17 protein-coding genes and 1 tRNA gene are annotated in these 18483 nt (G+C 71.7%); 10 read left to right on the top strand and 8 right to left on the bottom strand.

Annotated features, from left to right (window positions below; genetic code table 11):
* The first annotated feature begins 176 nt into the window (after positions 1–176).
* A complete protein-coding gene (locus BLW82_RS24700) occupies positions 177–1151 on the top strand; it encodes a helix-turn-helix transcriptional regulator (RefSeq protein ID WP_093501821.1) in 975 nt (324 codons plus the stop codon).
* 163 nt (positions 1152–1314) lie between these two features.
* Here BLW82_RS24700 and BLW82_RS24695 read toward each other — a convergent pair whose 3' ends face one another.
* Both BLW82_RS24695 and BLW82_RS24690 read right to left on the bottom strand, forming a co-directional pair.
* Positions 1315–1962 carry a TetR/AcrR family transcriptional regulator gene (locus BLW82_RS24695; protein ID WP_371131507.1) on the bottom strand — a complete coding sequence of 216 codons (648 nt, stop codon included), beginning with the start codon at positions 1960–1962 and terminating at the stop codon, positions 1315–1317.
* Positions 1963–2504: 542 nt separating this feature from the next.
* Complete coding sequence (locus tag BLW82_RS24690) at positions 2505–3518, bottom strand: sigma-70 family RNA polymerase sigma factor (protein WP_093501819.1); 1014 nt, start codon at positions 3516–3518, stop codon at positions 2505–2507.
* A gap of 239 nt (positions 3519–3757) precedes the next feature.
* Here BLW82_RS24690 and BLW82_RS24685 point away from each other — a divergent pair, with 239 nt between their 5' ends.
* On the top strand, positions 3758–4276 hold the full coding sequence (locus tag BLW82_RS24685) for a GNAT family N-acetyltransferase (RefSeq protein ID WP_093501817.1): 519 nt from the start codon (positions 3758–3760) through the stop codon (positions 4274–4276).
* A 31-nt stretch (positions 4277–4307) separates the two neighbouring features.
* Here BLW82_RS24685 and BLW82_RS24680 read toward each other — a convergent pair whose 3' ends face one another.
* Positions 4308–5102, bottom strand: a complete 795-nt coding sequence (locus tag BLW82_RS24680) for a dioxygenase family protein (protein ID WP_093508241.1) — start codon at positions 5100–5102, stop codon at positions 4308–4310.
* Between the two features lie 149 nt (positions 5103–5251).
* On the opposite strand from BLW82_RS24680, the gene BLW82_RS24675 reads away from it, so the two are divergent.
* Positions 5252–5764: a MarR family winged helix-turn-helix transcriptional regulator gene (locus BLW82_RS24675; RefSeq protein WP_093501815.1), complete on the top strand. Its 513-nt coding sequence runs from the start codon at positions 5252–5254 to the stop codon at positions 5762–5764.
* A 63-nt stretch (positions 5765–5827) separates the two neighbouring features.
* Here the strand turns inward: BLW82_RS24675 and BLW82_RS24670 are convergent, their stop codons facing one another.
* Positions 5828–7366 (bottom strand): MFS transporter, encoded by a 1539-nt coding sequence (locus BLW82_RS24670; RefSeq protein WP_093501813.1) that lies wholly within the window; start codon positions 7364–7366, stop codon positions 5828–5830.
* Between the two features lie 195 nt (positions 7367–7561).
* The gene (locus BLW82_RS24665) at positions 7562–8212 is read right to left on the bottom strand and encodes a TetR/AcrR family transcriptional regulator (RefSeq protein WP_093501811.1); all 651 of its coding nucleotides are present in this window, start codon (positions 8210–8212) and stop codon (positions 7562–7564) included.
* 344 nt (positions 8213–8556) lie between these two features.
* On the opposite strand from BLW82_RS24665, the gene BLW82_RS24660 reads away from it, so the two are divergent.
* Together BLW82_RS24660 and BLW82_RS24655 are read left to right on the top strand one after the other, a co-directional pair.
* Positions 8557–9906, top strand: coding sequence for a M6 family metalloprotease domain-containing protein (locus BLW82_RS24660; RefSeq protein ID WP_093501809.1), 1350 nt, complete (start codon positions 8557–8559; stop codon positions 9904–9906).
* Positions 9907–10052: 146 nt separating this feature from the next.
* The gene (locus BLW82_RS24655) at positions 10053–11645 is read left to right on the top strand and encodes an IclR family transcriptional regulator domain-containing protein (protein ID WP_093501807.1); all 1593 of its coding nucleotides are present in this window, start codon (positions 10053–10055) and stop codon (positions 11643–11645) included.
* Between the two features lie 136 nt (positions 11646–11781).
* Here BLW82_RS24655 and BLW82_RS24650 read toward each other — a convergent pair whose 3' ends face one another.
* A complete protein-coding gene (locus BLW82_RS24650; protein ID WP_093501805.1) occupies positions 11782–13389 on the bottom strand; it encodes an MFS transporter in 1608 nt (535 codons plus the stop codon).
* Between the two features lie 126 nt (positions 13390–13515).
* Between BLW82_RS24650 and BLW82_RS45650 the strand changes: the two genes are divergently transcribed.
* From BLW82_RS45650 to BLW82_RS24625, 4 genes are all read left to right on the top strand, one after another.
* The gene (locus BLW82_RS45650; protein WP_256215947.1) at positions 13516–14475 is read left to right on the top strand and encodes a TetR/AcrR family transcriptional regulator; all 960 of its coding nucleotides are present in this window, start codon (positions 13516–13518) and stop codon (positions 14473–14475) included.
* A gap of 10 nt (positions 14476–14485) precedes the next feature.
* A complete protein-coding gene (locus BLW82_RS24635; protein WP_093501803.1) occupies positions 14486–15352 on the top strand; it encodes an LmeA family phospholipid-binding protein in 867 nt (288 codons plus the stop codon).
* A gap of 81 nt (positions 15353–15433) precedes the next feature.
* A tRNA-Arg gene (locus BLW82_RS24630) sits at positions 15434–15506 on the top strand.
* A 114-nt stretch (positions 15507–15620) separates the two neighbouring features.
* Entirely contained in the window at positions 15621–15968 is a 348-nt protein-coding gene (locus tag BLW82_RS24625) for a hypothetical protein (RefSeq protein ID WP_093508239.1), read from the top strand.
* Positions 15969–16058: 90 nt separating this feature from the next.
* Here the strand turns inward: BLW82_RS24625 and BLW82_RS24620 are convergent, their stop codons facing one another.
* A complete protein-coding gene (locus BLW82_RS24620; RefSeq protein WP_256215945.1) occupies positions 16059–17243 on the bottom strand; it encodes a tyrosine-type recombinase/integrase in 1185 nt (394 codons plus the stop codon).
* Between the two features lie 54 nt (positions 17244–17297).
* Positions 17298–17579 carry a helix-turn-helix domain-containing protein gene (locus tag BLW82_RS24615; protein ID WP_177233057.1) on the bottom strand — a complete coding sequence of 94 codons (282 nt, stop codon included), beginning with the start codon at positions 17577–17579 and terminating at the stop codon, positions 17298–17300.
* A gap of 464 nt (positions 17580–18043) precedes the next feature.
* Between BLW82_RS24615 and BLW82_RS24610 the strand changes: the two genes are divergently transcribed.
* On the top strand, positions 18044–18277 hold the full coding sequence (locus tag BLW82_RS24610) for a helix-turn-helix transcriptional regulator (protein ID WP_177233056.1): 234 nt from the start codon (positions 18044–18046) through the stop codon (positions 18275–18277).
* The last annotated feature ends 206 nt before the right edge of the window (positions 18278–18483 follow it).

The following is an 18483-nucleotide window of genomic DNA, read 5'->3' as shown; positions in this document are numbered from 1 at the left end:
AAAGTAAACAGGTTCGGACCACAAACGGACACGATCGGGCTTTTGGCCTGCTCGGGGCGGCTCGCAGGCGCCCGTGCGATCCGTGGGTCCATGCGTCCGCCGCGGAAGGGCCGAGTTCGTGCCGCAGGAGGCGACTAGGCCAGTTCCTGTCCTACTGATACGGCATCCTCGTCCGCATGACGACGGACACCCCGGCCCGCCTGCTCCAGCTCCTGTCTCTTCTCCAGACGCCCCGCGAATGGCCCGGCGGTGAGCTCGCCGAGCGGCTCGGGGTCTCGCGGCGTACCGTGCGGCGCGACATCGACCGGCTGCGGGAACTCGGATATCCCGTGGAGGCCAGCAAGGGGGCGGACGGCGGGTACCGGCTGGTCGCCGGGAAGGCGATGCCGCCGCTGCTGCTCGACGACGAGGAGACCGTCGCCATCGCGGTCGGGCTGCGGGCCGGGGCGGGGCATGCCGTGGCGGGGGTGGACGAGGCGTCGGTGCGGGCGCTGGCGAAGCTGGAGCAGGTGCTGCCGGCCCGGCTGCGGCACCGGGTGACCACGCTCCAGGCCGCGACCACGCCGCTGACCAGCGGGGACGGGGCGAGTATCGCGCCCGAGACGCTGACCGTGATGGCGTCGGCGGTCGCGGGGCGGGAGCGGTTGCGGTTCGCCTACCGGGCGGCGGACGGGAGCGGGACGCGGCGCCAGGCGGAGCCGTACCGGCTGGTGTCGACGGGGCGGCGCTGGTACCTCGTGGCGTACGACCTCGACCGCGGCGACTGGCGGACCTTCCGGGTCGACCGGGTGAGCGAGCCGTTCGCCACCGGCGCGCGGTTCGCTCCGCGGGAGATGCCGACGGGGAGTGCGGCGGAATTCCTGCGGCGGTCCATCCAGCGGCGGCAGGAGACGTACGGGTTCGCCGTCGCGTTCGCCGGGTCGGTGGCGGAGGTGGGGTCGCGGCTGCCGGGGTGGCTGGGGACACCGGTGGAGGAGGAAGGGGGCGGGGGCTGGTGTGTGGTGCGGGGGGACACCGGGGATCCCGTGGAGTGGCTGGCGGTGCGGCTGGCGATGGTGGGCTGCGAGTTCGTGGTCCGGGAGCCTGCCGAACTGGTGGCCTGCGTCGCGGAGTTGGGGGGCCGGTTGAGTCGGGCGGCCGGGGGCGCGTGAGGAGGTGCGGGTGAGGGCCGGGGCGGAGTGACCGCCCACGGCTGCGCCGCGCGGCCGCGGCCGGATCGGGGGCCGGGGCGGCGCGACTGCCCGCGCTGTGTCTTTCAGGGGCGCGGGGAACTGCGCGATCAGCTCCAGCGCGGCCGCGGTCGAGTCGCCACCGCTACGCGGCCAACCCCTCCCACGCGAACCCCCGCAGCGCCGCCAGGTTCTCCAGGGCCAGGGCTGCCGGTCCCTCCGGCCCCGTGGGGGCGGCCGTGCCCGCGGCCCAGGATTCGACGGCCACCCTGACCGCCGCACCGGCCACCGCCGCGGCGAAGCGGAGGCGGGCGGGCGGGGCGGCGGCCTCGCCGGAGGCGCCCGTGCGCTCCGCGAGGATCGATGTCAGGAGCTGGTCGCAGGACTGGCACACGTCGGCCCACACCTTGCGAAGGGCCGGGCTCGCGTCGGCCAGGTGGATCAGGGTGCGGACCCATTCCCAGGAGGCCGCGGAGACCCCGGCGCCGGGGGTCAGGGTGTGCCGGACGGCGTGTTCGAGGGCCTCGGGGACGGAGAGGGAGGCGGGGGCCGACCGTACCGCCTCCGCCCAGCGGCGGGCGCCCGCCGCGTAGAGCGGGGCGACCGACTCCTCTTTCGTGGCGAAGTAGCGGTAGAACGTGCGGGGCGCGATGCCGGCGGCCTGTGCGATGTCCTCCGCGCGCGTGGCCCGCAGGCCCCGCCGTACGAAGAGGCCCGCCGCCGCCCGGGCGATCTCCATGCGGGTCTCCGCCTTGCGCCGTTCCGTGAGGGAGAGGTGGGCGGGGTCCTGCATGGGGGTGCTGCCGGTGGTGCTGGGGGTGCTCACCTCGGCAGGCTATGCCTCTGTGGCAGAATCTGCCATCCGGTGGTTCACCCCGTGGTTCAGGTACGGGGTGAGCCACCGTTTCAGCATGCCCGGCGGCGTGGGGGCCGGGCAGACGCGGCCCGCCGCACGCTGCGCGCAGAGGTGGAGCCGGGCTCCGGCACCCGGGGGGGATGGGCGCCGGAGCCCGGCTCTGGGAAGGTCCCGGCGCCGGGGGGATGGTGCGTCGGGACGTGGCTTGTGGGAGGGCGGGCGGGCGTCAGGGGGTCGTGGCCCGTGGGAGGCTGCCGCCCCGTCAGGACCCGTCGGCCCCGCGGGAGGTGGTCCGCCCTGGCCCCGACTCCTCGGCCCTGGATGGTTGTTCCCTACACGCGGAGCCGTGAAGCGGCGGTACCGCGCCATGTTTGCGCCGTCTTTCGCCACCCCGCGCACGCACCCGGCGTGAGCGGGGTGTCGCGCGCACCGGTCACGCGAGCCCCGCTCGTGGTGAACCGCCGACCCGGACGGCTCCTTTACGCCGCCGGCTCGAACCCGGTGGAGCGGGCCAGCTTCTTCAGCTCGAGCAGCGCGTGCTTCTCGATCTGGCGGATGCGCTCACGGGTCAGGCCGTGCTCCTTGCCGACCTCGGTCAGCGTGCGCTCGCGGCCGTCCTCGATGCCGTACCGCATCTTGATGATCGAGGCCGTGCGCTGGTCCAGGCGGCCGATCAGGTCGTCCAGTTCCTCGCTGCGCAGGAGGGTCAGGACGGACTGCTCGGGGCTGACCGCCGACGTGTCCTCCAGGAGGTCGCCGAACTGGGTCTCGCCCGCGTCGTCCACCGCCATGTTCAGCGACACCGGGTCACGGGCCCAGTCGAGGACGTCGATGACGCGCTCCGGGGTGGAGCCGAGCTCGGTGGCGATCTCGGCGGGCTCCGGGTCGCGGCCGTGCTCCCGGTTGAACTCGCGCTGGACGCGGCGGATCCGGCCGAGCTCCTCCACCAGGTGGACGGGGAGCCGGATGGTCCGGGACTGGTCGGCGATGGAGCGGGTGATCGCCTGGCGGATCCACCAGGTGGCGTACGTCGAGAACTTGAAGCCCTTGCGGTAGTCGAACTTCTCGACCGCGCGCACCAGCCCCGCGTTGCCCTCCTGGATCAGGTCGAGCAGGGGCAGGCCGCTGCGCGGGTAGCGCCGGGCGACGGCCACGACCAGGCGGAGGTTGGAGCGGATGAAGACGTCCTTCGCCCGCTCGCCGGCGGCGACGAGCGCCTCCAGTTCCTCGCGGGTGGCGTCGGACGCGGACTCCTCCTCGCCGTCGAGGACCTGCTGCGCGAACACACCCGCCTCAATGGTCTGGGACAGCTCGACTTCCTTGGCGGCGTCGAGGAGCGGTGTGCGCGCGATCTCGTCGAGGTACATGCCGACCAGATCGCGGTCGGCGATCTCGCCGCCATGGCCGCGAACGCCATGGGCGCGAACACTGCTTGCCGAGTCGGCCGTCTCGCCGGAGGCGGACTGACGACGGGCGACGGCACGGGTTGCCATGCGTGCTCCCTTGCGATGGTGGGCGGGCGGGGTGGTCCTGTCGGTCCTTCTCGGTCCTTCAGCGAATGCCCGGTGCTCGGACTGCAGCTCCCCGGAACTCCACTTCTGGAACTCCTCGGACTGTCGTCGAGTGCCCGGCATCTGAGGGAAACAACGACTGGAATCCGGACAGAATTCCCAGGGCGCCCCCCGAATTTTCTGATCATGCAGTACCCTGTGCGGCCACGTGAGGAGGCGCGGTGTCGTCGGAACGTACAGAGGTGCAGGTCAGACCAGGAGCCGAGGGGGACCTCGTAGCCCTCACGGAGATCTACAATCACTACGTTCGTGAGACGTCCATCACATTCGACACGGTGGCCTTCACGCCGGAAGAGCGTCGTCCGTGGCTGCTCTCCCACCCGGAAGACGGCCCGTACCGCCTGATGGTTGCCACGTCGGCGGACTCACAGGAGATTCTCGGGTACGCCACGTCCAGCCCCTACCGAGCGAAACCGGCCTACGCGACGTCCGTGGAGACCACCGTGTACGTCGCCCCGGACGGCGGCCGGCGTGGCATCGGCACGCTGCTCTACACGGCCCTCTTCGAGGCCCTCGCGGGCGAGGACCTGCACCGCGCCTACGCGGGCATCGCGCAGCCGAACGAGGCGTCCACCCGGCTGCACGAGCGCTTCGGCTTCCGGCACGTCGGCACGTACCGCGAGGTGGGCCGCAAGTTCGGCCGCTACTGGGACGTGGCCTGGTACGAGCGCCCGCTGTAGCCGTCCCGCCGGCCCCAGGGGCGCCTTCCCGTCATCCGAACTGCACGGACCGCTTCGCCATTCCCATCCAGAACCCGTCGATCACCGACTTCTGCGCGTCCAGCTCGCCGCCCGCCTCCGCCGCGCCCATGGTGACGAAGAGCGGGGCGAAGTGCTCGGTGCGCGGGTGGGCGTAGCGGCCCGCCGGGGCCTTGTCGAGGAAGTCGAGCAGGGCGTCCCAGTCGCGGTTCTCCAGGGCCCGGTGCCCCCAGTCGTCAAAGTCGGAGGACCAGGTCGGCACGCCGCTGCCGAGGTGACGCAGGGCGGCCAGGTTGTGGGTGAAGAAGCCGGAGCCGACGATCAGCACGCCCTCGTCGCGCAGCGGGGCGAGCCGGCGGCCGATCTCCATCAGGCGGACCGGGTCGAGGGTGGGCATGGAGATCTGCAGGACCGGGATGTCCGCGGCCGGGAACATCTCCACCAGGGGCACGTAGGCACCGTGGTCGAGACCGCGGTCCGGGATGTCCTGGACGGGGGTACCGGGGGCGCGCAGCAGCTTGCGCACGGACTCGGCCAGTTCGGGGGCGCCGGGGGCCGCGTACCGCACCTGGTAGTAGTGCTCCGGGAAGCCCCAGAAGTCGTAGACGAGTGGGACGGTCCGCACGGCACCGAGGGCGAGGGGGGCCTCCTCCCAGTGGGCGGAGACCATCAGGATCGCCTTGGGGCGGGGGAGGCCGGCACTCCAGGCGGCGAGCTCGCCGGGCCAGACGGGGTCGTCGGCGAGCGGCGGCGCGCCGTGGCTCAGGTAGAGGGCGGGCATGCGCTCCGGTGCGGCGGCGGCGGACATGGCGGCGGCTCCCTCCGGGTGCCGGGCTGCCTTCCCGGCACCCATCCTTCGACTCTCCGGCTACGAATGTTTTAAATCTCAAGCTTTACGCGCTCACTCTACGCCCCGCTTGTTTAAGTTTCAAGGAGAGGCCTCGTACAGTGGGACGCATGACTACGGCATCCGGATCCGCCACCACGCAGAGCCGCTGGCTCAGCGACCACGAACAGCACGTCTGGCGCTCGTACCTGCACGCCACGACCCTGCTGGAGGACCATCTGGACCGTCAGCTCCAGCGTGACGCGGGGATGCCGCACATCTACTACGGCCTGCTCGTCGCGCTCGCCGAGGCACCCGGAAGCCGGCTGCGGATGACTGAGCTGGCGATGAACGCCAAGATCACCCGGTCCCGGCTCTCGCACGCCGTCGCCCGCCTGGAGAAGAACGGCTGGGTACGGCGGGAGGACTGCCCCTCCGACAAGCGGGGCCAGTTCGCCGTCCTGACCGACGAGGGCACCGAGGTGCTGCGGCGCACCGCGCCGGGCCACGTGGCCGCCGTACGGCAGGCGCTGTTCGAGCGGCTGACGCCGGAACAGCAGCAGGCCCTCGGCGCGATCATGCAGATCGTCGCCGAGGGCCTGCAGCCCGACGAAGCGGGCGCCGACCTGCCCTGGCTCCGCTGAGGAGCTCAGGGACAGGCCCGCGTGCGGGTACCCCTACGGTCCGTCGGTGGGTGACTCAGCGGGTCAGTGGGCGATCACCGGGACCGCCACCTCGTCCTCGGCGCCGTCCCCGGAGGCCACCGGCGTGGCTTCCGGCTTGCCGGCGTTGACGAGGCTGACCACGATCACCGAGGCCAGCACCAGCATGCCGACGGCGACCCAGATCGCGTGGGCGTAGCCGTGCACCGCGCCCTCCATCTGGACCAGCTGCTGCTGGGACTTGGAGGTGGCGGTCACGATGTGGTCCTTGATGTACGACGTCGTCGCGGACGCGGCGATCGTGTTCAGCAGGGCCGTGCCGATGGCGCCGCCGACCTGCTGCGAGGTGTTGACCATCGCGGAGGCGACACCGGCGTCCCGGGGCTCGACGCCCAGCGTGGCCAGGGACATGGCCGGCATGAACGCCGTACCCATGCCGAGACCGAGCAGCACCATCGCGGGCAGGATCGTCGAGGCGTACGACGAGCCGATCTCGATCTGGGTCATGACCAGCATGCCGGCCGCGGCGACCAGGAAGCCGGGGCCCATCAGCGCCCGGGCCGGGACCCGGGTCATCAGACGGGTGCCGATCTGCGTGGAGCCGACCATCATGCCCGCGATCATCGGCAGGAAGGCGAAGCCGGTCTTGATCGGCGAGAAGCCCTTGATGACCTGCAGGTAGTAGGTCAGGAAGAGGAAGGTGCCGAACATCGCGATGATCGCGACACCGAGGGAGAGGTAGATACCGCCGCGGTTGCGGTCGAGGACGACGCGCAGCGGCAGCAGCGGGGCCTTGACCCGCATCTCGGTGACGACGAACGCGATCAGCAGCACCGCGGAGGCGACGAACAGGCCGACGGTGGTGGCGTCGCCCCAGCCGTCGGACTCGGCGCGGGTGAAGCCGTACACCAGCGAGACCAGGCCCAGGGTGGACAGGAGCACGCCGGGGATGTCGAGCGGGTTGCGGTTGCGGCCGCCCTCCGGCTCACGGATGACGAAGTACGCGCCGAGCGCGGCGACCACGGCGAACGGGATGTTGACGAAGAACGTCCAGCGCCAGTCCAGGTACTCGGTGAGCACACCGCCGAGGATGAAGCCGACGGCGCCGCCGCCACCGGCGATCGCACCGTAGATGCCGAACGCCTTGGCGCGCTCCTTGGCGTCCGTGAACATCACGGCGAGCAGGGAGAGCGCGGCCGGGGCGAGCATGGCGCCGAAGACGCCCTGCAGGGCACGGGCGCCGAACATCATCGCGCCGCTGGTCGCGGCGCCGCCGAGCGCGGAGGCGGCGGCGAAGCCGGTCAGGCCTATGACGAAGGCCCGCTTGCGGCCCCACAGGTCGGCGATGCGGCCGCCGAACAGGAGGAGACCGCCGAAGGCGAGGGCGTAGGCCGTGACGACCCACTGCCGGTTGCCGTCGGAGATGCCCAGGTCGGCCTGGGCGGAGGGCAGCGCGATGTTCACGATGGTCGCGTCGAGGACGACCATCAGCTGGGCGAGCGCGATGAAGACGAGCGCTTTCCAGCGGTTGGCATCACCGGACGGTGCCGGTGCGCCGGGAGCCTTTGCGGCTGTTTCAGACATGGGGGTACCCACTTCGTGACTTCATTACTTCGTGACGGAAAGTCGAGGGAAAGGGTGGAACGTCGACGGAAAAAGGGATCGGTGAAGCGCAGACGGTGTGATGGTCGGTGCGGAGCAGGGGCCGCGTGAGGTGAGACCGCTGTCCGGTCGGTAACTGATCGGCCCCCGTGGAACTGTGCTGTCGCTCTCGGTCGTTCAGGCCTGGCGCAGGTCCTCCACGGTCACGGCCGTGCCCGGCAGGGGGGAGCGGGCCGGTGCCCGCAACCCGTCCAGGAACAGCTGCAGATGACGGTGGACGAAGCGGTCGCCGACCAGGCAGTCGGTACCGAACGGGGGCCGGCTGAGCTGAGCCACGGCGATCATCACATCGCCGACTCCCACGTCCGGACGGAGCTGTCCGGCCGCCTTGGCGCGGTCCATGAGCTGCCCGATGAGCTGCTCGCACCGCCGCCGCGCCGCTTCCAGGTCGGGGTGGTTCTTGTCGAAGGTGCTGGAGACCATCGGGCACAGCGCGCTGACCCGCTCGTCGGCGGAGATGTGCACGAAGCGCTCCAGCGCCCCGAAGGCGTCCCCGGTCTCCGCGAGCGCCAGCTCGGCCGCCTCCGACGTCCGGTCCATCACGGAGCAGACGACCTCACGGACGAGCGCGTCGCGGTCGGGGAAGTTGCGGTACACCGTGGCGTTGCCGACGCCGGCCCGGCGGGCGATGTCGTCGAGCGGCACGTCGGGGCCGTACTCGGTGAACATCTCGCGGGCGGCGGTGACGATCCGCTCCCGGTTGCGCAGGGCGTCGGCGCGGGGCCGGGGTGCCTTGCGCACGGCGGGGAGGGCGGTCGCGGTCTGCACGGCGTACTCCTGGTCTGATGACTTCCGCGATCCGGGGAGGCGTTCCCCGTTTCGCGCGGACACAGTTCCAAACGGGGAAACGGTCCCCGGTTATTTCCACACCCTTCCCCCATTTCATGTGACCTGAGTCACACTCTCCCGCTGCGGAGGATCCCACGATCGGCCCCTCCAGCGCGCGCCCGCCGCCCGGCCGACACAGGGTGATCCAGAGGGTGCAGCCGGAGACCGGCGGCTGCCGTGGCGCGAAAGGTCCGTGCATGCAGCCGCAGCCCAGCCGCCGTCGTATACCCGCCCGCCGCCGGATACCCGGGGGCCTCGCAGGCCTCCTGAGTCTCACGGACCTCATGCACCGCCGTACCTCGCCGCGCCGTCGCAGGCCGTCGTCCCGTCGCTCCGCCCCCGCCCGCGGCCGCGGGACCCATCCGGGCCGCCGCATACGCCCCCGCCGTGCGGTCTGCCTCGCCGCCGTGGCCGCGCTGATCCTCGCGGTCGGCACCTCGGCGGGCACCGGGCACCTCATGACGGCCCCCGCCCCGGCCGGCCCCGGCCCGATCGCGCTGGCCCGGAACTCCGTCTACGGCCCCTGCATGATCAGCGGCGGCCACGAGATCCAGATGACCGAGGGCGTCCCCACCCCCGCCGGCTACTCCCGCTCCACCGGCACCGTGCACGCCCTCACCCTGATGGTCGACTTCCCCGACGCGCCCGGCCAGGGCAGCGCGCTCGACCGCTACCACGAGTTCTTCCCGCAGACCCAGGAGTGGTTCCGCACCGCCTCCTACGGCAAGCTCGACTACCGGCCCGCCGCCCCGATCGACCACTGGCTGCGGATGCCGAAGGCGTTCGGCGACTACGGCATAGAGCGCGGCGCGCCCTTCGACCCCGGCTACCGGCAGCTGGTCCAGGACATCGTGGCCGCCGCGGACCCGGACGTGGACTTCCGGTCGTACGACCTCCTGAACGTCCTGGTCACCCCGAACGCCGGCCCGTCGGCCCTGGACACCGTGCTGTCCGTGACGTTCGCCGGCAACGGCGACGCCCCGGTCGCCGACGGCACGCCGGTCGCCAACGCCTCGTTCGTCTACTCCCGCCAGGACGACGGCTCCGGTTCCTACGCCCGCACCGGCTACCGGGTCCTCCCCCACGAGAACGGCCACGTCTTCGGGCTGCCCGACCTCTACACCCAGGAGGGCGGGGGCGCGGTCGGGCACTGGGACATCATGAGCGAGGACTGGGGCTCCGACAACGACCTCCTCGCCTGGCACAAGTGGAAGCTGGGCTGGCTCGACCCCGACCAGGTCAGCTGCTCGGCGGCCCAGGGCGGCACCGAGTACACGCTGACCCCCCTCTCCCGCCCCGGCGGCCGGAAACTGGTCTTCGTCCCCGTCGACGCCCGCACCGGCTACGCCCTGGAGGTGCGCACGAAGGGCGGCAACGACGAGGAGGTCTGCCGCCCCGGTGTCCTCATCTACAAGGTCGACGCGAACGTCGACACGGGCCGCGGACCGATCAAGGTGTACGACGCCCACCGCGACAGCGGCGGCTGCACCCGCAGCCCCAACGTCCAGGCGGAACTCTCCGACGCCCCGTTCGGGCCGGGCGAGAGCTTCAAGGACCCCGCGCACAAGATCGAGGTGCAGGTGACGGGGGTGGACGGGGAGGGCAACTACCAGGTGCGGGTGGAGCGGGGGTAGACCGCCCGGGGTGGGTGGCCGGACCCGGCGCCGGTCGGGTGGGCCACGGTTTACGGTAGGCGTGCGCCGATCGCCGTGCGAAGGGCGCCGATCGCCGTGCGAAGGGCCGAGATCGCGCGAACCGTCGTACCGCAGCCGGAGAGTAGATGACCGTCCCCTTGCCCTCCGTCCCCGAGGCGCACGAGCCGCCTGCCGAGGCGGTGGCGCCGTTGATCCGGGGCGTGGCGGTGCTGGCGGCGCTGACCGAGGCCGGCGGGACGCTGAGCGCGAGCGCGCTGGAACGGCGCACCGGCCTCGCCCGCTCCACGGTGGACCGCATCACCGCGACCCTCGCCCGCATGGGGTACGTCCGCCAGGACGGCCGGGACGCGGTGCTCACCCCCCGCGTGATGGAACTGGGCAACGCCTACCTGGCAGCCCTGCGCCTGCCCGCGCTGCTGGACGGGCACGCCGACGCGGTCGCCGACGAACTCGACGAGTCGGTGTCCCTCGCGGTCCCCGACCGGGACGGCATCCGGTTCATCCACCAGGCGACCCGGCGCCGGGCGATGTCCGTCAGCTTCCGCATCGGCGACCTGCTGCCGGCCGAACGGACCGCCCCCGGGCCGCTGTTCGCGGCCGAGTGGACGGAGCGGGAATGGGCGGCCTGGCGGGCGCGGCGCGCCGCGGACCCGGCGGACGCGGGCTTCCCCGCCGTACCGCCCCGGAACCCGGCCGCCGACGACGACTTCGAGGCGCGGACCGAGGAGGCCCGGCACACCGGCTGGGCCCTGGACGACCAGCTGATCGAACCGGGCCTGGTCGCGGTGTCCGTCCCGGTGCGCGATCCGGGCACGGGACGGGTCGCGTGCGTGGCGAGCGTGGTCAGCCACACCAGCCGCCACACGGCGGCGGACCTGCGCGAGACCCTGCTCCCCCGGCTTCGTACGGCGGTGACGGCGATGGAGGCGGAGCTGCGCGCGGCCGGGGCCCGGCCCGCGGAACCGGGGCCGCCGCCCGCCGGTCTCGCCGTCTGGACCACCGCCTCGAAGCACGAACTCGGCCGCGACTTCGTGGAGTCGCTGGCCCGGGGCCTGACGGTCCTCACCGCGTTCGGCGAGGGCCGTTCGGCGCTGACCCTGACCGACGTGGCGAAGGCGACGGGCCTGGCCCGGGCGACGGCCCGGCGCGCCCTGATCACGTACGAGCACCTGGGCCTGGTGGCCGCGGACGGCCGCGCGTTCGCCCTCACCCCCCGGGTGCTGTCCCTGGGCTACCCCCCGCTGTCCCGCACCACCCTCTCCCGCCTCGCCGCCCCCCGGCTGCGCGCCCTGGCGGACCTGCTCGACGAGCCGACGGCGCTGGCGGTCCCGGTCCCGGGCGACCCCGGCACCGGGCCTGCGGAGATCCAGTACGTCGCGGTGGCGGCCGCGAGCCGGGTCCTGACGGTGGACATCACCGTGGGCACCCGCCTGCCGGCCGGCCGTACCGCGCTCGGCCGGGCCCTGCTGGGCCTCGCCGGGGCGGACGGGTACGCCCTGGCGGACGAGGAGCTGGAGTCGGGCCTGCGGTCGATCGCGGTGCCGGTACGGGACCGGGCGGGCCGCCCGGTCGCCGCCGTGAACGTGGCCACCCACGCGGCCCGCCGCACCCTGGCGGAATGCGTGACCGAGGTGCTGCCCGCCCTGCACGACACCGCGGCCCGGATCCAGGACGACCTCCACATCGCGTCCCGTTTCACACAGGTTCCGCTGTCCTGACCTCGGGGGCAGGGGCCGGTGGGCCGAGGGGCTGACGGGCTGACGGCCTGTGACGGTGCCGGGCGTCCCTCCCGGCACCGTCCGGGACCATGCGCCGTTCAGGCACGGTCCGACCGGGGGACGGGACGGGCGCGGCTCAGGCGACGCCCGCCCGCTCCTTCTCCGGCTGTCCGGCGTTCTGCTCGGGCCCGGACCCGCCCCGGCGTCCGGGCAGCACCGCGAGGACGATCATCGTCCCGGCGGCCATGATGATCCCGCCGATCAGGCTGGTCTGCGCGACGCCATGGGCGAAGGCCTCGTGGACGGCATCGAGCATGGCCTGGGCCTGCCGCGGTCCGCCGGCGGCCGGGTTCTTGGCGACCTGCTCGGCCACCGCGATCCCGCCGCCGACCGAGTCCTTGGCGGTGTCCAGCGCGGCGGCCGGCAGGTGGCCGCCGACCAGGCCGGTCAGCCGGTCGCGGTAGGCGGTGCCGAGCAGCGAGCCGAGGATCGCGATGCCGAGCGAGCCGCCGAGTTCGAGAGCGGTGTCGTTGGCGCCGCCGCCCACTCCCAGCTCCGACTCGGGGAAGGAGCCCATGATGGTGTCGGTCGCCGGGGAGACGCTGAGGCCGATCGCGAATCCGAGCATCATCATCGTCGGCAGGAAGTCGGTGTAGACCGAGCCCTTGTCGGTCCCCGTGAGCAGGAAGACGGCCACCGTGCCGATCGCCATGCCGGCCACTACCATCGGCTTCATGCCCAGCTTCGGCGTCAGCCGCCCGGTGATCGCGGCGCCCGCGAACACGGCCCCGGCCAGCGGCAGCAGCCGTACGCCGGTCTCCAGCGCGCTGTAGCCGAGGACGAACTGCAGGAACTGGGTGGCGTAGTAGATCGCGCCGAAGGTGCCGAAGAAGAAGAACAGCACCGCGAGCATCGACCCGGAGAACGGGCGGTGGGCGAACTTGCGGACGTTCAGCATGGGGTGCGGGTGCCGCAACTCCCAGGCGACGAAGGCGAGCAGGCCGACGCCCGCGACGACGGCCGCGGCGACCGGGCCCCTGCCCCAGCCGAAGTGCGGCCCCTCGATGGTCGCGTAGACCAGACTGCCCACCGACACGATCGACAGGAGCCCGCCGACGTAGTCGATCCGGCCGGCCCCCTCCGCCCTGGACGGCGGCACGAGCGCGAGGGCGCCGAGGACCGCGACGACGGCGATCGGGACGTTGATCAGGAACGTCGCCCCCCAGGCGTGGTCCTCCAGCAGCCACCCGGCGACCAGCGGCCCGACCGCGATGGCCAGCCCCGACGTCGCGGTCCACGCGGTGATCGCCCTGGCCCGCTCACGCCGCGGGAAGATCGCCACGAGCAGCGACAGCGTGGCCGGCATGACGACGGCGGCGCCGACGCCCATGATCGCCCGGGCGGTGATGACCAGGTCGGTGTGGTGGACCTGACTGCCCATGACCGCACCGCCGGCGAAGACCAGCAGGCCGAGGACCAGGGCGCCCCGGCGGCTGTACTTGTCCCCGATCGAGCCGAGCACGAGCATCAGCGCGGCGTAGGGGACGGTGTAACCGTCGATGACCCACTGCAGGTCGCTGCTGCTCAGCCCCAGGTCCGTGGTCATGTCCGGCGCGGCCACGATCAGCGACGTGTTCGCCATCACGACGATCAGCAGGCTCAGGCACAGCACGATCAGGGCCCACCAGCGCCGTGGATACGGCTCGCTCATCTTCTCGACGAGAGTGTTGGCAGGAAACGGCACGGGAGTCTCCCAGGGGACGTGAAGGTACGCGGGCTCACTTAATTGCCCATCGATGTGCACGATAGTTTATTACCCATCCGTGTGCAACTATCGGGTTCCCGCCCTTCCTGCCTCGAGGCACCCGACGTGACCATCCGCACGCACCCCCGAACCCCCGCCGGACGCTCCGCGGAACCCACCACCGGACCCTCCGCGGACCCCTCCGCCGGACCCTCCGCGGAACCCACCACCGGACCCTCCGCGGACCCCTCCGCCGGACCCTCCGCGGACCCCTCCGCCGGACCCTCCGCGGAACCCACCACCGGACCCTCCGCGGACCCGTCCGCCGGACCCTCCGCGGAACCCACCACCGGACCCTCCGCGGACCCGTCCGCCGGACCCTCCGCGGAACCCACCACCGGACCCTCCGCGGACCCGTCCGCCGGACCCTCCGCGGACCCGTCCGCCGGACCCTCCGCCAGATCCACAACCGGATCTGCCACCCGTACGCGCACCCGCGCCCGCATCCTGGAAGCGGCCCGGCGCGAACTCGGCCGCGACCCCGACTGCACGCTCGCCGACATCGCAAAGGCCGCCGGGGTGGCCCGACGGACCGTCTACGTCCACTTCACCGGCCGGCCGGCGCTCGTCGAGGGGCTGGCCGCGGACGCCGCCGAGGCGGTCCGGCTCGCGAGCGAGGCGACCCGCGCCCCGTCCCCCGACGCGGCGACCGCCCTGGCCCGCTTCGTCCTCACGCTGTGGCCGGCGGCCGACCGTTACCGCGTCCTCGTGCACCTGGGCCGCCAGGACCTGGGCGCCCACCGCGTCGACGAGGTCCTGGCCCCGGCCCGCACCGCGGTCGCCGGCATCCTCGCCCGGGGCCAGCGGCAGGGCGCCTTCCACACCACCGTCCCGCCCGGCCCGTTCAGCCGGGCCCTGGAGGCCTACCTGCTGTCCCTCCTGGCGACCGCCGACGCGCACGCCTGGACCGACGACGGCCCCACCGCCACCACCGCCCCCACCGCCGCCACCACTGCCCTGATCGCCGCCGGCGTCGACCCCGACCTGGCCACCACGACGGTCCGCCGCCTGCACACCGCCCACTGAAGGAACCCCGATGCACCAGCCACACCCGCACGAGCCCCACACGACCCATACCGCATTCGAGCCCCACACGACCCACACCGCGTACGAGCCCCACACGACCCACGCCGCGTACGAGGAGCCGCCCGCCACACCCCGCGGGAACCGGCGCCCGGCCGTCATCGCCGTCGCCCTCCTGCTCCTCCTCGTCCTGGTCCCCGTCGCCGTCGACCGCTTTCTGGCCATGCAGGTGGAGTCGCGGGCGGCGAAGGCGTTCCAGCAGGGCATGCACACCCCGCTGCCGCCCGAGGTCCACGTGCACGGCTTCCCGGTTCTGACCCAGATCGCCGCCGACCGCCTGCGGGACGTGGACATCACCGCCCACGACATCCCCGCGGGCGACACGACCAGCCTCCTGCCGGTCAGCGAACTCTCGCTGCACCTGGCGGGATTGACGAAGTCCGACGACAACCGGGAGGCAAGGGCCCGCTCGGCCCAGGCGACCGCCGGCCTCACCTACACGGACATCTCCAACGCCCTCGGCCTGCCGATCTCCCGGGGCAGCCGCCCCGACCGACTCAAGGCGACCGTCGCCCTCCCCCTCGGCAACACCATCACCGCGACGGCCACCGTCTCGGCGGCCCCCGGCAACCGCATCGCCTTCCAGGACTTCCAGGTCACGGCCGGCCCACTGTCTGCAGCCGCGGAAGCCGTCCTCGACAAGGCCTTCGCCCGCCCCCTCCGACTCCAGAACATCCCCGACGGCCTGCACCTGCGCTCGATCACCACCACGGAGACCGGCCTGTCCGCCTACTTCTCGGGCACATCGATCACTTTCCACGCCGCCGACCCCGCGCAGCACACGACACCAGGAAACGCCTCACCCCGCCTCCCCACCTGACCCGAACCCCCCGCCCCGCCCCACCGCCGTTCACTGATCCGCTACGCTGTCAGGGACCGCCTTCGAAGGCGGCCACACCCCGCCTTCGTAGCTCAGGGGATAGAGCACCGCTCTCCTAAAGCGGGTGTCGCAGGTTCGAATCCTGCCGGGGGCACAGCAAAACACCAGGTCAGGAGCCCTTCCGTCCAGCGGACGGGAGGGCTCCTGCGCTTGCAGCACACATATGGCACACATGCGGCTGCGGGCAGAGCGTGGGGAGCTGTGCGAGATGCCCGCAAACGACGAGTTGGCCCGACGCCGGTCCGAGAAGCTGGTCGAGCGGCTTGAGTCGCTGATGCAGAGCGCTCTGAAGCCGGAGTACGAGGGCTATTACGGGCAGCTGATCCTCGGCACAGACGACCTCGCGGCGATGGGCGAGCTCAAGGACGTCCGGCATGCCGCCAGGGAGGCGGGACGGCGTCTCGGCTGGAAGACGACCACGCGCCTCGTCGGTGGAAGGCTCTTCGTCCTCGACGAGCGGGAGGTGCCCGAGGAGATCGAGCAGCTGGCCGGGGATGCGGCCGCTGCTGCGATCGACCGGACCCGGGAGGAAAGCCGCCGACCGCGGCTGACCTGATCCGAAGGAGACACAAGGGGCAGCCCCACCGCCTCGGCGCGGTGGGGCTGCCCCTTCGGTTACGGCTCCCCGGCACGGATCAGGCACACATCACACGGCGTCTTCCTCCAGGGAAGCCACCGCCTCGGCGGCCTCGCGGGCCTTCCGCTCCGCTTTCTCCAGCTTGGCCTTCGCCTTGGCCAGCTGCTTGGCCCGGCGCTTGTGCATCTTCTCCGAGACCTCGTCCAGGCGGTCCGGGAAGAGGTGCCCGTACGTGTCCAGGGTCAGCGTCGCGGACTTGTGGCCCAGCATCGTCTGTACGACGTTGACATCTGCGCCGCTGGCGATGGCGAGCGAGGCCGCCGTATGGCGCAGCTTGTGCGGGGTGACCTTGAGGTGCCCCAGCCCGGCCTTCACGACCGCCGGCGCGAAGAACCGCTGCCGGAAGTTACGCGCTCGCAGGGGGCCACTTTGAGGCGCGGTGAAGAGCAACTCCTCGTCTCCCCGCCCCTGGATGTGGGGCTTCAACTCCGCGGCCAGAAACCGCGGGATCGGTACGGACCGTCGCTCGTGGTTCTTGGGGGTGTCGAGGTAGAGCTTGCCGTTATCCTCAGCGTACGCCTCGACGATGTGGGCCCGGCAGGCGTCCAGGTCGACGCGACCCACCTTCAGCGCGGACGCCTCGCCCCAGCGCAGGCCGGTATAGGCCAGCAGCAAGATGAACACCCGGTAGGCGCCTGACGCGTTGGCCAAGGCGTCGACCTGCATGTCGTCGAGGTACACATGGTCTGCCGGCATCGCCTTCGGCAGGGGCACGCCGACAGCCGGGTTGACCGCCAGACGACGAGCCTTGACCGCATAGCCGAGAACGCGACTGAGAACGACGTACGCCTTGCGGACCGACCGTGGGCTGAGCTTCCTGCCGCCGGTCGCCTCGCCGGACAGCATGTCCGCGAGCCACTCGGCGATGTCCTCGAAGTGGATGCGGTCCAATGGGGTGGTGCCCCACTTGGGGATCACGTGGACGTCGAGAACACCGCGGTAGCGAGCCCTGGTTGAGCGCTTGAGATGAAGCTGCGCCGCCAGCCAGGACTCCGCCACCTCTGCGAACTTCACGCGAGCGGCGGCCGGGTCACGGTAGGAGCCGTCGTTGAGACGGGACTCCATCCTCGTCCGCTCGGCCTCGGCGTCGACCTTGCGGGTGAAGGTCTTCATCTTCGGCTTGCCGTCGGGGTCGTACCAGCGCACACGGTAGCGCCCGGGTGGCGTACGCCCTGCTCGCTTGGCTTCCGCCATGGCTCGTACGTACGCCGCGTGCCCTATGCGGTCCTCAATCCAGACCCTCGCCAACTAGCGCCCCCTCCGGTCATCACTGGACACCGAGGGAAGCGGCAGGAGCAGGGTCGCGGGAGAAACGCCGAGCGCGGTGGCGATGGCGACGAGGTCGTCGATGTCGCAGCGGCGGCGGGCGCGTTCGGTTCGGCTGAGGGCGGTGTTGGCCATCGGGCGGCCCAGTGCGGTACAGCGGGCGGCGAGTTGGTGCTGGGGCAGGCCGCGCACGAGGCGTAGGTGCTCGATGGCGCGGGCGGTGTGAAGGCCAGCGGGGCCTATTTCGACAGGTCGGTTGGGCATGACAGATAGCTGTAACTTGCGTCCGACCGTCATGGCAAGAGTTAGTTCTTAAACTCTCCAAAAGTCGCCCCGGGTCGAAGTGGTGTTCGTCTCGTCGAATTCCGGTACATCACGAGCCGTTTCAGCGGGGAGGCTGTGCTACCTTCCCTTCGCATCAAAATTGTGGGCGATTTGAGCGACTATCGGGTGCGATGTTCGGTGGACTGGTCGCGTCACTCCTGACTGCCGAACGCTACCCCTGAGCTGCTGAGGTGCCGGATTCCGGCACCTCAGTCGGTCGCTTCTCCGTAGAAAATTTCGGCTCCCGCGAGAGCGATTTCGGCAACCGGGGATCCGCCCTTACTGTTTTGGTCTTCCCGGCGCACCGAGAGAAGTAGTCAGGAGGTTCAGAATCCACTCTGGATGCTTCCACGTGTGGTGTGGCTGTGTTGTCCACACCTGCCATCCAAAACCCTGATTCCAATATGGAGACCTCATTGCGGAACCACTCCCCGCGCCTTGCCGGCGCCGAGCGTGACCAGCTCGCCACTCCCGCCGACGTGGCCGCGTACCTCGGGGTACCGGTCAAGACCCTCTACCAGTGGAAGTACCGGGGCATCGGCCCCAGCGTCCACAAGGTCGGCCGTCACCTGCGCTACCGCTGGCGGGAGGTGGACGCGTGGCTGGATGCCCAGACGTCGTACGACCTCACGGCCTGACCCCGCATCTGGCGCGGACAACGAAGCGGCCCCCGGCGCACCAACGCCGAGGGCCGAAGACTTCCCAACTGATCGCCCACACCTGAACGAACGAGCTGGTGAGGGGCGGGACCTTGCCCGTCCTGCCTCTCACCAGAGAGGAACGCCTATGGAGGACTCTACGTCCCCCAGCTCCACGAACACCTCCCCGACCGGCTGGCCCACTC

Source organism: Streptomyces sp. Ag109_O5-10 (assembly GCF_900105755.1).
In the GTDB taxonomy this organism is placed as follows: Bacteria; Actinomycetota; Actinomycetes; order Streptomycetales; family Streptomycetaceae; genus Streptomyces.
This window is presented reverse-complemented; position numbering and strand designations above follow the sequence as displayed.

Bases quoted from the DNA above. Each gene is read 5' to 3' on its own strand.
- BLW82_RS24670 (WP_093501813.1), bottom strand. From the start codon at position 7,366: ATGTCTGAAACAGCCGCAAAGGCTCCCGGCGCACCGGCACCGTCCGGT.
- BLW82_RS24680 (WP_093508241.1), bottom strand. From the start codon at position 5,102: ATGTCCGCCGCCGCCGCACCGGAGCGCATGCCCGCCCTCTACCTGAGC.
- BLW82_RS24615 (WP_177233057.1), bottom strand. From the start codon at position 17,579: ATGCCCAACCGACCTGTCGAAATAGGCCCCGCTGGCCTTCACACCGCC.
- BLW82_RS24690 (WP_093501819.1), bottom strand. From the start codon at position 3,518: ATGGCAACCCGTGCCGTCGCCCGTCGTCAGTCCGCCTCCGGCGAGACG.
- BLW82_RS24655 (WP_093501807.1), top strand. From the start codon at position 10,053: ATGACCGTCCCCTTGCCCTCCGTCCCCGAGGCGCACGAGCCGCCTGCC.
- BLW82_RS24620 (WP_256215945.1), bottom strand. From the start codon at position 17,243: ATGGCGGAAGCCAAGCGAGCAGGGCGTACGCCACCCGGGCGCTACCGT.
- BLW82_RS24675 (WP_093501815.1), top strand. From the start codon at position 5,252: ATGACTACGGCATCCGGATCCGCCACCACGCAGAGCCGCTGGCTCAGC.
- BLW82_RS24635 (WP_093501803.1), top strand. From the start codon at position 14,486: ATGCACCAGCCACACCCGCACGAGCCCCACACGACCCATACCGCATTC.
- BLW82_RS24695 (WP_371131507.1), bottom strand. From the start codon at position 1,962: ATGCAGGACCCCGCCCACCTCTCCCTCACGGAACGGCGCAAGGCGGAG.
- BLW82_RS24660 (WP_093501809.1), top strand. From the start codon at position 8,557: ATGCACCGCCGTACCTCGCCGCGCCGTCGCAGGCCGTCGTCCCGTCGC.
- BLW82_RS24700 (WP_093501821.1), top strand. From the start codon at position 177: ATGACGACGGACACCCCGGCCCGCCTGCTCCAGCTCCTGTCTCTTCTC.
- BLW82_RS24610 (WP_177233056.1), top strand. From the start codon at position 18,044: ATGGAGACCTCATTGCGGAACCACTCCCCGCGCCTTGCCGGCGCCGAG.
- BLW82_RS24625 (WP_093508239.1), top strand. From the start codon at position 15,621: ATGCCCGCAAACGACGAGTTGGCCCGACGCCGGTCCGAGAAGCTGGTC.